The sequence below is a fragment of the Moritella sp. F3 genome (genome assembly GCF_015082335.1).
GTDB lineage: Bacteria > Pseudomonadota > Gammaproteobacteria > Enterobacterales > Moritellaceae > Moritella.
In genome coordinates this window covers 485,257-500,675 of sequence record NZ_BLRL01000002.1, presented here as the reverse complement: position 1 = coordinate 500,675, position 15,419 = coordinate 485,257, and the positions used below count along the sequence as shown (strand labels likewise).

The window sequence follows — 15,419 nt, the reverse complement described above, 5'->3', positions numbered from 1 at the left end:
TTTTAACTGTAAATAATAATGAATCGTTGTTTTGCTGTTACGGGTTGTGATGGCAAAAAATATTTTAAAAATTCGTGCTGAATGATTCAGTACTTAAATATGTAAACAATAAGGCTAATATTATGTCTAAGATCTTTGATGTTGTAAAACCAGGTGTTGTAACAGGCGATGACGTGCAAAAAGTTTTTGCTATTGCTAAAGAAAACAACTTCGCTCTACCAGCTGTAAACATGGTAAGCACTGATTCAATCAACGGTACTTTAGAAGCAGCTGCAAAAGCTAAATCTCCAGTGATCATCCAGTTCTCACACGGCGGCGCTGCATTCTTCGCTGGTAAAGGTATTGGTCTTGAAGGTCACGGCGGTTCTATCATGGGCGCTATCGCCGGTGCTAAATACGTACACGTTATGGCTGAATCTTATGGTGTTCCAGTTATCATCCACACAGATCACGCGGCTAAGAAATTGCTTCCTTGGATCGACGGACTACTAGACGCTGGTGAAGAATTCTTCGCACAAACTGGTAAGCCACTATTTAGCTCACACATGTTAGATCTTTCTGAAGAATCTTTAGAAGAAAACATCGCGACTTGTGGTGAATACCTAGCGCGTATGTCTAAAATGGACATGACTATCGAAATCGAACTAGGTTGTACTGGTGGTGAAGAAGATGGCGTAGATAACTCTGACATGGACGCATCTGAGCTTTACACTTCGCCAGAAGACGTTGCATACGCTTACGAAAAACTGAACGCTATCAGCCCACGTTTCACTATCGCTGCCTCTTTCGGTAACGTACACGGTGTATACAAGCCAGGTAACGTTGTGCTTACTCCAACTATCCTACGTGATTCACAAGCATACGTTTCAGAGAAATTTGGCCTACCAGCTAACACGCTAAACTTCGTATTCCACGGTGGTTCAGGTTCTTCAGAAGCTGAAATCCAAGAGTCAATCGGTTACGGTGTTATCAAAATGAACATCGATACTGATACACAGTGGGCTACTTGGGAAGGTATCAAGAACTACTACGAAGGTAAGAAAGAATTCCTTCAAGGCCAAATCGGTAACCCGACTGGCGCTGATGCTCCAAACAAGAAACATTATGACCCACGTGTATGGTTACGCGCTGGTCAAACAAGTCTTGTAGCTCGTCTAGAACAAGCTCACAAAGATCTAAACAGCGTAGACGTACTATAATATCCGTTAATACTCGGATTATTTAGTCGGTTAGTTGTTCATGCCGCAGGCCTTTGGTCTGCGGCATTTTTTTTACCATAAATAACGCATAACCAAAAGGAAGTAGTTGAAGGATAATATATTTTAAGTAAACTCTGCGTTTTCATCTTATTGATTAACATAAACATAGATGCATATACTTAAATTAATAAGCTGGCTAGTCATTAGCTGTATTGTTGGCGCTAAACTGTCAATCGCAGCATCAGGCCCAGCATCAGCACCAAAGGTTGAGTTAGGTCGCTATCTCTTTAACGATGTCAGACTGTCTAAATTTGGTAATCGTAGCTGTGCGCTTTGCCACTCCCCTTATCATGGTTGGAGTAACACCTTTAGCAAGACGCCTGATATTCATGGCAATATATCCGCGCTTAATACCCCATCTTTGCTTAATGCCGCCGACTTCATGACTTATATGCAAGCCAGTCGAGACTTAACCGATTTAGCTGAAACGATTAAACGACCGTTATTATCAACATCGCCTGAAGAAATGGGCATGAAGGAACAGCTGCTGGTATCACGTCTACAAGGTACATCGTCGGTATATGCCCCTTTATTTATCAATGCTTTTGGCACTGCGGAAGTAACGCTAGACAAAGTATTGTTGGCGTTGGCTGAATACGTAAAAACAATTCGTTCTACTGACACGCCTTATCATCGTAATCTTGAGCAAGCTGATATAACCCCATTAACACCAGCACAGCAGAAAGGCTTGCTGCTCTTTAAAAGTGCAAGGTTGAATTGTACAGCCTGTCACAGTGGCGTGCTGCTCAATCGCCGCTCTGATGAACGCGAGACTAATTTTGCGAATACTGGTCTTTATGGCATTGAGTCTGAAGGACTGTATAGCTATCCGCCTACCGTATCAGGTCTACAGCATGTCACTGGGCGACGCGAAGATAATGGCAAGTTCAGGATCCCATCACTGATTAATGTGACGGCTACAGGTCCTTGGGGCCATGATGGTAGCTTTAGCACATTGGGCGCTGTTATTGACAGCTATGCTCGCGGTGGACGATTGACGGTATCAGGGCCTAACCAAGGTGATGGTAAAGAGCATCCACAAAAAGATCGCTTAATCACTGGTTTTAATTTAACCCCAGTAGAGCGAACGCAATTATTGCGTTTTTTAGCTGCGCTAGCGATCCCTGAGCCAGCACAATTAAACCAGCATGCATCGCCATTTTGCGCCTTGGTGCAATTGCCCGGCAGGGTTGATGTGGCGAATTGTATTTTGCCGTTTATCTATCGCGGCAGTGAAGACACCGATTAACATTATTTACGATAAACACGATTATAAAAACACAGGAAACATGGAATGATGAAGTTAAAAAAAGTGGTATTAACGTCAGTCTTACTACTCTTGAATACACCAGCTTTTGCGGCTGGCCACGAAACTAACAAGATGACAGATAACCAACAGCGAAATGAATATTTCAAACAAGATTATGCCAAGGCATGTGCGCAAGTGTTGCAGTCTGATTTAGCGCTTCCAGCGACAAAGGAGATCGCCGCACAACATGAAATCAATGTAAATATTGATAGTGGTTATCGCATGAAAATGAATGAAAGTGGCGTCGGTTATTTGCAACTCGCGATAACCGAATGGGGTGAGAAACTAGTTTTATTCTCAAATAAAAACATGAAGATAGAGATTAAAGATGCCGATATTACTGGTGCTGATATCGTCAATTTAGCTTGCGAAGATGAAGATAAGAGAATTACCCACGTTAATACTCATGAGTGGGGCAGCTATACCATGATGTTAACGGCAGCGCCAAATAGCTGGGTTGAATTGGCTATCGTGCAAGAAGTCAGTAAAGGTTAATCAATATTGTTCGTCGTTATCCGTGGTGATTAATTTATTATCATTATTAAATAATTATTTTTAGCTATATATTCTAATTGCTTAGCTTTGTTTGTTATTACTGGCTATTAAATTTAGTATTTGACTATGAATGTTATCAGTTTGAATGTATATTCAATATTAATGAATAAATAACCGATTTGAGTGTTACGTTAATTGCGTGACCAAGGAAGGATAACGAAATGGAACAAACAGATATTAGCTCACTATTGCCTATTATCATTACGTTAGTACTGTCGCTCACGACGCGGAATGTCGTGATTGGCTTATTCGCTGGTGTGTTAACCGGCGTATTTATGCTTAATGGATTACAGCCCCTCGATGCGTTTGGCATTATGGTTAAAGATCACCTAGTGCCGCAACTGACTGATGGTTATAACGCGGGTGTATTGGTGTTATTGGTATTCATTGGTGGCTTTGTTGCTTTGATGGAGCAGTCGGGCGGTGGTCAAGCTTTCGCTGAGAAAGTAACACACTGGATCAGTAGTAAATGCAAAGCACAATTATCTGCTTGGTTTGGTGGTATTTTTATCTTTTTTTCGGATCTGGGTACGCCATTAATTGTGGGGCCAGTATTCCGCCCAATGTTTGAAAAATTAAAGTTATCTCGTCAAAAATTAGCCTTCATTATTGATTCAACGTCATCCCCTGTGGCTATCCTGATCCCATTTATTGGTTGGGGCGTATATATCATGGGGCTAATCCAAAAAGAGTTTACTGCGTTATCACTAGAAACATCAGATTGGCAAGCATTTGTGAATGCTATCCCATTCCAGTTCTATGCGTTCCTCGCTATTTTTATCGTGCCATTAGTGGCGATTAAGAAACTGGATTTTGGACCGATGGCTGAAGCGGAAGCACAAGCGAAAAAAGGTGTGTTTACTGGTCAAAGCCAAGAAACATTAACAGCTTTTACCCATAAAAATGCTAAACCATCATTCGTATGGGCACCATTATTAGTCATGGCAGTGGTGTTGATTAGCATGTTAGGGCCATTGGGTTTCCCGTTTGAAAAAGTATCGGGTTCGGCATTCCGCGCTGCACTATCTACGTCATACTTATTTGCGGCAATGACGTTATTGATTTTGATGGCAGCATACGGCGTGCGTAACTTAACTGACGGTATTGCGGTGTATTTAAAAGGCATGGGTAATATGATGCAAGTGGCAATCATCTTAGTGTTAGCCTGGACCTTGAGTGGCATTGGTAAAGATTTAGGCACAGCAGCTTATATTGCTGAGCAAGCACAAGGTGGCTTCCCAAGTTGGTTAGTGCCAGCGGTGGCGTTCTTACTTGCAGCTATCATTTCGTTTGCGACTGGTTCTTCATGGGGCACATTCGCGATCATGATGCCACTGGTGATACCAACGGCAGTGGCTATTGATGCACCATTATATGCCTGTATTGGTGCGGTATTATCTGGTGGTTTGTTTGGCGACCATTGTTCACCTATCTCGGAAACAACGATCTTGTCATCAACTGGTGCTGGCTGTGACCAGTACGAGCATTTCCGTACCCAATTACCGTATGCGTTATTAAATGGCGGCATCGCATTTGTCAGCTTTGTTATCGCGGGGATCTTTGAAACAGCATTGGTATTGATTGGCGCAATGATTATGCAAATGTGCTTGGTGTATTCATTCGCGCTATGGCATCAACATAAGCAGGAACAAGGACAGATTAGCCAAGCTTAAGTTTAACCTCATCTTCCCCTTCCCTTTAATACAGGGAAGGGGAGTGGTAAATGGATACTGTAATGAATATAAAAAAAGCCTGTCAGCGTAAACTGACAGGCTTTTTTGTTCCCTCCTACATGCAACTATAGAGTTAAAGGGAGGGGGACTAACCTAGCGTAATAGACGCGCGCGGATAGTACCGTCAATCGTTTTCAGTTTTGCTAAACCACGTTCAGCATGATCACTTTCAACATCAATCACTACATAACCAATATCACCGACAGTTTGGAGGTATTGACCGGAAATATTCACACCTTCTTCAGCAAATGCTAGCGTGATCTGGCTTAGAATACCCGGTTGGTTATGGTGAATATGCATCAAACGGCTTGAACCTTGATGTGTCGGTAGTGAAACTTCAGGGAAGTTAACTGCAGACAACGTTGAACCATTATCAGAATATTTCGTTAGTTTACCAGCTACTTCATAGCCGATGTTTTCTTGTGCTTCTTGCGTGCTACCACCCACATGCGGGGTTAGGATCACATTATCAAATTCACGTAATGGCGAGATAAACTCGTCTTTATTTGATGCTGGTTCGGTAGGGAATACATCAATGGCAGCGCCAGCGATCTTCTTCGTTGCTAATGCAGATGCAAGCGCATCAATATCAACCACTGTGCCGCGTGAAGCATTAATGAAGATTGCACCTTGTTTCATTTGTGCAAATTCAACTTCGCCCATCATCAGTTTTGTTTGTGGAGTCTCAGGTACGTGTAACGAGATAATATCTGATGTCGCTAACAATTCTTGCATGCTCATGATCTGTTGCGCATTACCCAAAGAAAGTTTCGTTTCAACATCATAATACTTAACACGTAGCCCTAAGTTTTCTGCCAAAATACTAAGCTGGATACCGATATGGCCATAACCAATAATACCCAACTGTTTACCACGTGCTTCATAAGAACCCGTTGCCGACTTAAGCCATTCGCCACGGTGCGCTTTTGCATTCTTTTCTGGAATGCCACGTAATAATAATAAAATTTCGCCAAGTACTAATTCTGCCACACTACGGGTGTTCGAGAATGGGGCATTAAATACAGGGATCGCTGCTTTTTGAGCGGCAGCCAGATCAACCTGGTTAGTACCAATACAAAAACAACCAATGCCAACTAGCTTTTCTGCAGCAGCAATGACGTTTGCATTTAGGTGAGTACGTGAACGAATACCAACAAAATGGACATCTTTAATTTTTTCACACAGTTCTTCTTCACTTAATGCTGTTTTAATCGACTCGATATTGCTATAGCCGGCATCAGTAAATGTATCAACTGCGCTTTGGTGTAGTCCTTCAAGAAGTAATATCTTGATTTTATCTTTCTGAAGAGAGAAGTTGGTCATGTAAATTCCTTTATCACATAATTCGTAAATCGCACTAACTATTTTGTTAACCGAACGAAACTCGTTCCGTAAATCGCACTAATTGCTAAAGTAGCAGGTTTCTTTTCATTAGTGAATGTTTGTGACGAAAATCAAACAAAATAGTTAATTTGTGATTGACGGCGGCTTGATTTACTTAGGAATTCATACTTTTTAGACTATAAAAATGTTTATCTATCAAATATAGTTTAATATAACTGGTTGTTATACTTATATAATATAGCGTGTTGCTGAAAGGTATAGTACATTTTAACTTGTATGGCGAGGCAGTCGGGCAGCATTAGTAAAACAGGGGGAAAGGATGAGTTGGCGTTGTTAGATAACACCAACTCTACGTTATTATTTAGTGGTAACAACGCCATTTTGTGTGCCTGTTAGCACAACGTCTGCACCGCGAGCCGCGAACAAACCATTTGTTACTACGCCAACGATACCGTTAATCGCGATTTCTAGGGCTTTTGGATCTTTGATTTGCATGTGGTAAACATCAATAATGATATTACCGTTATCAGTCACAACACCTTCACGGTAAACCGGATCACCGCCAAGTTTCAATAATTCACGTGCCACATAAGAACGCGCCATCGGAATCACTTCAACTGGTAATGGGAAATCACCCAATATGTCGACATTTTTAGTGTCATCAATAATACACACGAATTTTTTAGCGACCGCTGAAACAATCTTTTCACGTGTTAGCGCTGCGCCACCACCTTTAATCATGTTTTTGCCGCCATCAATTTCATCTGCGCCATCCACATAGATATCAAGTTGCGCAACGCTGTTTAAATCAAATACTTCAATACCTAGCGCTTCTAAACGCTGAGTTGATGCGATTGAGCTTGAAACTGCACCTTGAATATCTTCACGGATTGTACCCAGTGCATCAATAAAATGATTAACGGTTGAACCGGTACCCACACCAACGATGCTATCTTTTTCAACATATTCTAATGCTGCCCAGCCTGCTGCTTTTTTTAATTCATCTTGAGTCATGTTATATCCATTTATATTGGTTGGTATGTCGCGTGATCGTGTTGTATTACATATTGATTATACCCAAACGGCTTAAAGATACTAGCGCATCGTCAGGGATATATTAACTGTATAGGCTAGCCAAATTGTAATGTTCTTGACGGGGTGATAATTTCTTTAATAGGCATATCCCACGGCGCGATGGGTAAATTTGCATGTTGCTGACAGTCGTGCGCTAAACCGAGCACGTAGGGCGGTTGTTGATTACCACGTACAAACTGGTGCTGAGAAAAGGTGCGATCGTAATAACCGCCGCCCATGCCCAAACGATTACCGGCTAAATCAAATGCTACCAATGGGCTGCAGACTAAATCTAATTGCAGATACGGGATCACGTCAGTGACATTCAGTCGCGGTTCACTAATGCCGTATTTGTTTTTAACTAGGGGGGTCGTCGCGGTTAGTCGGGTAAACAACAATTGTTTGTGACTAAACGGATGTAAAATAGGAATGTAGACTTGCTTGCCTTGCTGCCAACACCAGTCGATAACGGCTTGGGTATCCAATTCGCCATCATTGTGTAAATAAATCGCAATGTGTTGAGCAGATTGAATATATGGATGCTGACTAAATTGTTGCACCAGATCACGACCAGCCTGTTGTTGCTGCTTGATTGTAAGCTGCTGACGACGTTGGCGGATTTGTTGTCTTATGACGGTGCGATTTGTGGCTAGCGATGGTGTTAGGTCAGACATAAATTGGATCCCATACTCGTTAATATCGGTGATGGATACTTTCAGTAATGGATTGCTGTTAACACAAAAATAGGGCCCCAGGGTGCGGCTACAAGGTTTAGTCCTGAACCAGAAGGTTCAGGTTGGCTATTCAAGCTGTCGCCTCAGGCTTCTCAGTACGAGCTGAGCTTGCACAATAGCAACAGGAATGAAAGCCTATAAAGTGTGATTATCGGCTCAGGGACATAACCCGCATACCAATCACCCCAGGGTTATTTGGTTATACTGCCGACGTTTCGTTATCAACTTTATTGTTGACTAGCGCGCGTTCAATTGTATCTTGTAACAATTGGATACGGTCATCGACGGTATTTGTATACTCTGTTGTTTTATGTCGTTCTTGACGAAGTTCATGACAAAAATTGAGTGCAGCCATGACAGCTAAATGCTCTAAATTTTTGATATTAGTCTTCGAACGTATTTCTTCTAACTTAGTATTAAGTACAGCTGCTGTTTGATGAAGTTCTTCAACTTCTTCAGTTGGGCTACCTACTTTAAAGTGGCGTCCCAATATTGCAATATCAACCGCAGTTGTACTCATGGCTATACTCTAAGTTATCTGGCTACAAGGGCTATATCAAGCACCTCGGCTGATACGTCTGAACTGACTATATCTCGCAATAGTGAGCATTGCAAGGGGTTATCGAATTGAAATTTTTAGTTGCGGATCGAGATTAATCAACTTGCCCATAAATCCAACAGCTTAGTATTGGTTCCGTGTATAAGTATAGGTTAATCGGTATAAAATACGGGTGTTTACAGGCTAAAAGTCAACATTGGAGTTAACTATTTTACTCTAATTTACTGGATGATTTGACCGCTATCACAAGAAAGATAGCGGCCGGCATTACTTATACTGCGATGCCTTGAGTGGCAGCAGTATAAGTTGATTTACACAACTGTCGGGCTTGTCGCTAAAATAGGCTTAGGCAAAGTAATGTCAATTTCAATTTCTTCTGCCGTCTCTGTTGCCATTGTCGTTTTGTTCGCTTGTTTGGCGATACGTTTATTTTTCGCTTCTACTTTTGCTAGCCACAATAACGGCAGAATAATAAAGGCTGTACCAATCGCCATCGCAATGTCCGGCATTTCATCAAACCAGATAAGGCCAACAACAACGGCGCCAATTAAACCACTGTATTCTGCACTGGCAATTTTGCTGGCTTCACCAGAACGATAAGCGATAACACAAAATCCTGCATAGATAAGGATAAACAGGGTTGAACCTGCAGCTGTTAATAATGGTGCAAAGTCCCACGGTTTCCCTTCCCATACTGCGAGCCCGAGTGACGCAGGCATACCAACTAAATTAGTGAGCAGTAATGTTTGAAAGACCGTTTGCTGTTTTGGCAGTTTACGGATCAATAAATTGTTCGCCGCTAAGGTAAACGCAACAACGAGCGCCGCCATTGCAGCCCAATCAATTTCGGTAGGGCGGATCACGATCAGCACACCGACAAAACCTAATACCCCCGCAGTAATCGACGGTACCGTGAGCTTTTCTTGGAACCAAAGCATCGCCATTGGCAACATGATCAAGGGTGCTGCGTAAAAGATAGCATTGGCTGTCGCCAGTGGCATGGCATTGAGTGAGTAAACCATGAATACCGCGCCTAGTAGCCAAATGTGACCACGTACAGCATGCCATTTAAGGCCATTCACCAAACTTTTTTTGCTGCTGGTTAAACAAAATGGGATAAGCAGTAATACCGCAGTGAGCTGTCGGAAAAACACAAATTGATAAACGGCCGCATCGTCTGATAATGTCTTGATTAAGGCATCAGAAAAAATAGCGATTACGTTACCAATAATTAGCAAGGTCATTGCTAAACCGACAGTCATTTGGGGCATGGGGTGTTCCTACCTATATAAAGTATATACAGCAAACAAGGCTATATAATTGAAAAGACAAAGTGTGATGTAGGTAGCATATTCGAAAAGCTATGATGAAGTATAATGATAAATATATTTTTAGTATGAGCTGAACTAATAATGAAACTTCCCCCGTTACGTGCCTTGCAATGTTTTGAAGCGGTCGCGCGTTTTAATAGTTTTTCTAAAGCCGCCGATCAACTCAATATTACCCAAAGTGCGGTGAGTCATCAGGTACGTCAGTTAGAAGAATATCTGGGTGAATCGATGTTTAACCGTAAAGGCCGCACTTTGTCACTCACTGACATGGGCGAGCGTTATTACGAAGAGATCAGCCAATCATTGGCGAATATATCCAATGCCAGCCAGCAGATCCGCGAGGGCAAGTCGGGCAAGATCCGCCTAGCCTTATACAGCTCACTCGCGGTGAAATGGTTGATCCCACGATTAGATAGCTTGCGTCAGCAATATCCTGAGATTGAGTTGTCGTTGAATATGGTGGCGGATGAACCTGATTGTAGCGATCAAGTGGCGGATTGTTTTATTACCGTGTACCCGCCGAAACGTAATTTTGTCAGCCAGTTGTTATATGCCGAGCGTTTATATCCGGTGTGTGGCAAAAAGACCTGGCAGCATATCCAAGATAAACCCCTGCCAGAGGCCTTGTGGGAATATCCATTATTATCGGTGCAGTCGGTGTTTCCCGACAGTGCGTTGGGTGAAGATTGGCAACGCTGGTGCGAATTAGGTGGTTTCTCTTTGCCAAAAACAGTCAAGATGAACTATTTTAGTCATATGTTGATGGCGGCTGAAGCGGCGCGCTATGATCAGGGCATCACCTTGGTGAATCATTACTTAATGAATGACCAGGATCGCCTGCATAACTTTGTGCGAATCCCGATGCACGAGATCTTAACCGGTGATAGCTTCTACTTCGTTTATAAAAAATCCCGCGCTAAACAAACCGACATCGTTAAGCTTGGACGCTGGCTCAAGCAGCAATGTTATGATCAAGACCTGCACAGTTATGAGCAAGAACCACCAACGGGTGATAAGGCCCAAGGTAAGGCGGTATTATCCAGCGATTAAGGTCTGTGCAAAACAGCTTGGCTATGGTCTTGATCTGGGTGAAATGCTAATATGCTCGTCATTATTCTAAATACATTAATCAATTGGTAAGGTCCTCACATGGATAAAGTTAAACTTCCTCTTTTTGCTGACGTCAACGCGCAGCTACAACAAAGCGATTTATTAGTGAACCCTGCCGATGTGCACGGTGTGATCTGTGGTTTATTATGTGGCGGCGTAAAGCTAGACAACAAAGCATGGTTAGTCCCGTTTGACGAACTAATCAATGAAGGTCTAGGTATCCCTGACTCACTACAGCCAATCTTAGCGGATGTATACGGTAGCAGTGAAGCTGCATTAAAAGACATGACATTAGGCTTTGAATTGTTGTTACCAGATATGGATCAAGCGTTAGAATTACGCATGGAAGCATTAGCAGAATGGGTTCAAGGTTTCCTTGGCGGTTTTGGTATGGTGCATTCAACAGAAACGAAAGCTAGCGATGATGTGAAAGAATTGATTGCTGACTTTGCCAGTATTGCGCAAATGGACGTAGATACAGATGATGACAGTAATGAAGCGGAAGAAGCTTTTTACGAGATCGTTGAATACGTGCGTATGGGCGCGACTTATTGCTTTAATGAATTAAGCGATGGTGATATCCCAGCAGTACCTGTACTGCACTAGTTTATAAGTCGGCTCGTTTATAAAACAAGCTACTTAGTTCGATAAAAGATGATTTATCGCAAGCGCAACATACCCTTAGCTCGCTATGATAATGTTGCGCATATTGGCTTTACCGCCATCGATATTTATCGCTGGATAGCGATATCTAACGTAAATCGTTAGCATTAAATGAATAGGACAAGGAGTGTTTTATGTCTTTAATAAACAAATTAACGGCGCAGTGGAATAATAAATCAAAATCCGCAGCCCCGATCGTTTGGCCTGAGTCTGCGTTTAGCGCTGAGCAACATGCAGCGCGCAATACGCAATTTAGTCAAACGTACCATGCTTATACTAATCCACAGCAAGCCTTTGAATTTTGTCGTGCACAAGCCGATGAAGGCGTGGTGATGGCGTTATATTTATTAGCGTTGCAGTATGAACAAGGTGATGGTCAGCAAACCTATTTAAGCCAAGCGTTAAGTTGTTATCAACGCGCAGGCGATTGTGGCCACCCAGAGTCATTATTTAATCTGGCGTTATTACAGTTACAAGGCCAGTTGGGTAAACCCAATGCGGTATTAGCGTTTAGCTATTTTGAGCAAGCGGCAGCACTCGGGCTAGTACAGGCGCAGTATAATCTTGCCAGCATGTTGGATCAGGGCTCTGGTTGTTTTCAAGATCAAAACAAAGCGTTTGACTGGTACAACAAAGCCGCCGCGCAAGGTTATACCCAAGCATGGCAGAACATTGCGGTAATGTATTACCGTGGTGAAGGCGTTGAAGCCGATAAATTAAAGGCATACGCGTGGACATTATTAGCGGCAAAAGCCGGTGTCGACGAGGCTATCGCCGCAGAACCAGAGATGACACAAGCGTTAAACTCCACCGAGATTTTAGTGGGTAAAGCGCATTTTGATCACTTACAACAAGGCTTTTTAGCTTATTTACCAATAGAAACCCGATTCGAAGGTTAATGCGCTTGTTGGTTTTGTTATAGTGTCATCGTTTTTAATTTCAATAACTTGTTAGGATCGAAATGTCAGTGGTTGAATATGATATTGCAATTGTAGGTGCCGGTATGGTCGGTGCGACACTTGCACACGCGGTAAGCCAAATACAACACCAGGATGGTCGTCAATTATCTATTGCGTTAATTGATGCCAATCCACCAACGACCAGTAACCACCCTGGTTTTGATGCACGGGTGATTGCATTATCTTATGGTTCACAACAGATCTTAAACCAGTTTAAGCTGTGGGATAAGATCGCGCCGACAGCCACAGCGATCAAACATATTCATGTATCCGATCGTGGTCATTGGGGTTTTACTCGTCTTGATCACAGCGAATACAACTTGCCAGCATTGGGGCAAGTGATCGAACTGCAAACTGCAGGGCATATATTCCAACAAGATCTAGCCGAGATCAACAATATCAATTGGTATTGCCCAAATCAATTAGTCAGCTTAGATCGTCAAATTGAGCATACCGATCTTACCCTTGATGACGGTCAGCAACTACGCTGCAAATTATTAATCGGCGCAGACGGTAACAACTCAATGGTACGTCAGTTAACGAACGTGCCTATTGCAGTGACCGACTTTGAACAAACGGCGATCATTGCCAATGTTACCACCAGTAAACTACACGAAGGCAAAGCTTACGAGCGCTTTACTGATACCGGCCCATTAGCTTTATTGCCCATGACAGAGCAACGTAGTTCATTAGTATGGTCGGTGCGCAGTGATGAAGTTGATGCGATCATGGCATTAGATGACAAAGCATTCTTAGCACGTTTACAACAGCGTTTCGGTTATCGTTTAGGCTCGTTTACTAAAACCGGTCAACGTTTTTCATATCCACTGCTATTAACAGAAGCGTTAGAGCCAACTCAACATCGTAGTGTTGTGATTGGTAATGCGGCGCATGCACTGCACCCGATTGCGGGTCAGGGTTATAACCTTGGCTTACGTGATGTCGCAGTATTGCATCATCAAATTGAACACGCTTTTTTAAACGATCAAGATGTCGGCAATCAAGCCGTCACTAAAGGTTACTGGCATAAGCGTCAAGGCGATCATCAAAAAACGATTTGGATGACGACCTCATTAGCGACCTTGTTTGCCAATAACTACGCGCCACTGGTGGCCGGTCGTAATCTAGCCCTGCACACCATGGGTTATAAACCAGAATATAAACGCGCACTCGCACGTCAAGCACTTGGCGCGTTCAAATTATTTTAGCTCTTTAAAGAGAAAATAGGATTTAATATGCAATCTTATGATATTGCGGTTGTTGGTGGTGGCATGGTTGGACTTGCTTTTGCTGCAGCGTTAAAGGAAACCACCCTTAAAATCGTGGTTATCGAAGGTAATGAACTGGATCGCGAATTAGGTGCATCACCTGAATTACGCGTTAGCGCACTGAGCCGTGCCAGCCAAAACATATTACAAAATGTTGATGCGTGGGCTGGTATCGAAAGCCGCCGCCATCAAGCCTATGGCGCAATGCAAGTCTGGGATCGTAATGGCTTTGGCCAGATCGACTTTGACGGCGATGCGTTAATGACAGACACCTTAGGTCACTTAGTTGAAAACAAAGTGATCCAGTTAGCGCTGTTAGAACAAATAGAAAAAGCCAGCAACATTACCTTATTAACAGGTACACGTATTAGTAAACTAAGCCGTGGCGATGATGCCGCCTGGTTAACGCTAGAAGGTCAAGAGCCTGTGTTTGCGAAACTGATCGTCGGCGCTGATGGTGCTAATTCATGGACGCGTTCACAAGTGAATATTCCCCTGACGACATGGGATTATAATCACCATGCTATCGTGGCGAATATCCGCACTGTTGAACCGCATCAATCCTGTGCCCGCCAGATCTTTAATCCAGAAGGGCCGTTAGCGTTCTTACCGTTATGGCAGCCAGATCTGTGTTCTATCGTGTGGTCATTACCACCAGAACGTGCGACAGCATTGCTAGCCATGGATGAAAGTGAATTTAACAAACAATTGACCGTGGCATTTGATGGTCGTTTGGGCTTGTGTAAAGTGGAAGGTCAACGTCAGGCATTCCCGCTTAAAATGCGTTATGCTCGTAGCTTTGCCAGTGAGCGTGTCGCGTTAATTGGCGATGCAGCACACACCATTCATCCTTTAGCAGGGCAGGGCGTTAACCTTGGTTTGTTAGATGCGGCGAGTTTGGCACAATGTGTATTAGAAAATCACCTCGCTAATAAAGATATTGGTAGTCATGCACATTTGCGTAAATTCGAACGCTGGCGTAAAGCTGAAGCCGCGGTGATGATCTCAAGCATGGAAGGTTTAAAGCGTTTATTTAGTGGCGGTCATCCGGCGAAACGTATTTTCCGCGATATTGGTCTAACCTTATCAAATACATTACCTGCGCTAAAGCTTAGCTTTATTAAACGGGCGATGGGTTTAGATGGTGAGCTACCCGATCTTGCTAAATCAGACAGTAGTCGTTAAGCTGATCACACTTAATCGTGAAAATAGTGTAATTAATCAGCCTGATTAACCGCACTATTGATGAGAATAACTAATGTAAACACCCTGTTTGCATTAGTTATAATAATGTTATGAGTTATTGTTTTTAACATCGTAATAGCTTAATCATTGTTAATATAGTCAATACTTGGTAAATCCAGCTGCCTTTAATGTGTTTTTTGTGATCTACAACGTCCTTATCCCCCTGAAATAACTTTTCCCGCTATTAAAGTGTTAGCCTTGCCGGCATTATTATTTGCTTAACCATTAGATTTACTATTCCTTAAATAATTTTTAACGAGTGCTATCTAAGGGTAT

Annotated in this window: 14 protein-coding genes and 1 other RNA gene; 9 read left to right on the top strand and 6 right to left on the bottom strand. The window is 42.7% G+C overall.

Annotated elements, in window-relative coordinates:
- The first annotated feature begins 122 nt into the window (after positions 1–122).
- From fbaA to JFU56_RS05380, 4 genes are all read left to right on the top strand, one after another.
- Positions 123–1,199 (top strand): class II fructose-bisphosphate aldolase, encoded by a 1,077-nt coding sequence (fbaA, locus tag JFU56_RS05395; protein WP_198436241.1) that lies wholly within the window; start codon positions 123–125, stop codon positions 1,197–1,199.
- Between the two features lie 169 nt (positions 1,200–1,368).
- Positions 1,369–2,508 (top strand): cytochrome-c peroxidase, encoded by a 1,140-nt coding sequence (locus JFU56_RS05390; protein ID WP_198436240.1) that lies wholly within the window; start codon positions 1,369–1,371, stop codon positions 2,506–2,508.
- A 45-nt stretch (positions 2,509–2,553) separates the two neighbouring features.
- Positions 2,554–3,063, top strand: coding sequence for a hypothetical protein (locus tag JFU56_RS05385; RefSeq protein ID WP_198436239.1), 510 nt, complete (start codon positions 2,554–2,556; stop codon positions 3,061–3,063).
- Positions 3,064–3,284: 221 nt separating this feature from the next.
- Positions 3,285–4,796 carry a Na+/H+ antiporter NhaC family protein gene (locus tag JFU56_RS05380; RefSeq protein WP_198436238.1) on the top strand — a complete coding sequence of 504 codons (1,512 nt, stop codon included), beginning with the start codon at positions 3,285–3,287 and terminating at the stop codon, positions 4,794–4,796.
- A 153-nt stretch (positions 4,797–4,949) separates the two neighbouring features.
- On the opposite strand, the gene serA is transcribed toward JFU56_RS05380, so the two are convergent.
- The 6 genes from serA to JFU56_RS05350 form a co-directional block, all read right to left on the bottom strand.
- Positions 4,950–6,179 (bottom strand): phosphoglycerate dehydrogenase, encoded by a 1,230-nt coding sequence (gene serA / locus JFU56_RS05375; RefSeq protein WP_198436237.1) that lies wholly within the window; start codon positions 6,177–6,179, stop codon positions 4,950–4,952.
- A 378-nt stretch (positions 6,180–6,557) separates the two neighbouring features.
- Positions 6,558–7,214 (bottom strand): ribose-5-phosphate isomerase RpiA, encoded by a 657-nt coding sequence (gene rpiA / locus JFU56_RS05370; RefSeq protein WP_198436236.1) that lies wholly within the window; start codon positions 7,212–7,214, stop codon positions 6,558–6,560.
- Between the two features lie 116 nt (positions 7,215–7,330).
- Positions 7,331–7,948, bottom strand: coding sequence for a 5-formyltetrahydrofolate cyclo-ligase (locus JFU56_RS05365; RefSeq protein ID WP_198436235.1), 618 nt, complete (start codon positions 7,946–7,948; stop codon positions 7,331–7,333).
- Between the two features lie 70 nt (positions 7,949–8,018).
- Positions 8,019–8,203, bottom strand: a non-coding RNA gene (gene ssrS / locus JFU56_RS05360) — 6S RNA.
- 4 nt (positions 8,204–8,207) lie between these two features.
- Entirely contained in the window at positions 8,208–8,528 is a 321-nt protein-coding gene (zapA, locus tag JFU56_RS05355) for a cell division protein ZapA (protein WP_198436234.1), read from the bottom strand.
- A 350-nt stretch (positions 8,529–8,878) separates the two neighbouring features.
- On the bottom strand, positions 8,879–9,838 hold the full coding sequence (locus tag JFU56_RS05350) for a DMT family transporter (protein WP_198436233.1): 960 nt from the start codon (positions 9,836–9,838) through the stop codon (positions 8,879–8,881).
- A 141-nt stretch (positions 9,839–9,979) separates the two neighbouring features.
- Between JFU56_RS05350 and JFU56_RS05345 the strand changes: the two genes are divergently transcribed.
- From JFU56_RS05345 to JFU56_RS05325, 5 genes are all read left to right on the top strand, one after another.
- Complete coding sequence (locus JFU56_RS05345; protein ID WP_198436232.1) at positions 9,980–10,948, top strand: LysR family transcriptional regulator; 969 nt, start codon at positions 9,980–9,982, stop codon at positions 10,946–10,948.
- A gap of 99 nt (positions 10,949–11,047) precedes the next feature.
- Entirely contained in the window at positions 11,048–11,614 is a 567-nt protein-coding gene (locus JFU56_RS05340; RefSeq protein ID WP_198436231.1) for a UPF0149 family protein, read from the top strand.
- A gap of 191 nt (positions 11,615–11,805) precedes the next feature.
- The gene (locus JFU56_RS05335) at positions 11,806–12,570 is read left to right on the top strand and encodes a tetratricopeptide repeat protein (RefSeq protein WP_198436230.1); all 765 of its coding nucleotides are present in this window, start codon (positions 11,806–11,808) and stop codon (positions 12,568–12,570) included.
- A 62-nt stretch (positions 12,571–12,632) separates the two neighbouring features.
- Entirely contained in the window at positions 12,633–13,838 is a 1,206-nt protein-coding gene (ubiH, locus tag JFU56_RS05330) for a 2-octaprenyl-6-methoxyphenyl hydroxylase (protein WP_198436229.1), read from the top strand.
- 27 nt (positions 13,839–13,865) lie between these two features.
- Positions 13,866–15,083 (top strand): FAD-dependent 2-octaprenylphenol hydroxylase, encoded by a 1,218-nt coding sequence (locus JFU56_RS05325; RefSeq protein WP_198436228.1) that lies wholly within the window; start codon positions 13,866–13,868, stop codon positions 15,081–15,083.
- Positions 15,084–15,419: the final 336 nt, after the last annotated feature.

What these genes read in the sequence shown, in the direction of transcription:
- fbaA (WP_198436241.1), top strand. Translation starts at nt 123, where the DNA reads ATGTCTAAGATCTTTGATGTTGTAAAACCAGGTGTTGTAACAGGCGAT.
- JFU56_RS05390 (WP_198436240.1), top strand. Translation starts at nt 1,369, where the DNA reads ATGCATATACTTAAATTAATAAGCTGGCTAGTCATTAGCTGTATTGTT.
- JFU56_RS05385 (WP_198436239.1), top strand. Translation starts at nt 2,554, where the DNA reads ATGATGAAGTTAAAAAAAGTGGTATTAACGTCAGTCTTACTACTCTTG.
- JFU56_RS05380 (WP_198436238.1), top strand. Translation starts at nt 3,285, where the DNA reads ATGGAACAAACAGATATTAGCTCACTATTGCCTATTATCATTACGTTA.
- serA (WP_198436237.1), bottom strand. Translation starts at nt 6,179, where the DNA reads ATGACCAACTTCTCTCTTCAGAAAGATAAAATCAAGATATTACTTCTT.
- rpiA (WP_198436236.1), bottom strand. Translation starts at nt 7,214, where the DNA reads ATGACTCAAGATGAATTAAAAAAAGCAGCAGGCTGGGCAGCATTAGAA.
- JFU56_RS05365 (WP_198436235.1), bottom strand. Translation starts at nt 7,948, where the DNA reads ATGTCTGACCTAACACCATCGCTAGCCACAAATCGCACCGTCATAAGA.
- zapA (WP_198436234.1), bottom strand. Translation starts at nt 8,528, where the DNA reads ATGAGTACAACTGCGGTTGATATTGCAATATTGGGACGCCACTTTAAA.
- JFU56_RS05350 (WP_198436233.1), bottom strand. Translation starts at nt 9,838, where the DNA reads ATGCCCCAAATGACTGTCGGTTTAGCAATGACCTTGCTAATTATTGGT.
- JFU56_RS05345 (WP_198436232.1), top strand. Translation starts at nt 9,980, where the DNA reads ATGAAACTTCCCCCGTTACGTGCCTTGCAATGTTTTGAAGCGGTCGCG.
- JFU56_RS05340 (WP_198436231.1), top strand. Translation starts at nt 11,048, where the DNA reads ATGGATAAAGTTAAACTTCCTCTTTTTGCTGACGTCAACGCGCAGCTA.
- JFU56_RS05335 (WP_198436230.1), top strand. Translation starts at nt 11,806, where the DNA reads ATGTCTTTAATAAACAAATTAACGGCGCAGTGGAATAATAAATCAAAA.
- ubiH (WP_198436229.1), top strand. Translation starts at nt 12,633, where the DNA reads ATGTCAGTGGTTGAATATGATATTGCAATTGTAGGTGCCGGTATGGTC.
- JFU56_RS05325 (WP_198436228.1), top strand. Translation starts at nt 13,866, where the DNA reads ATGCAATCTTATGATATTGCGGTTGTTGGTGGTGGCATGGTTGGACTT.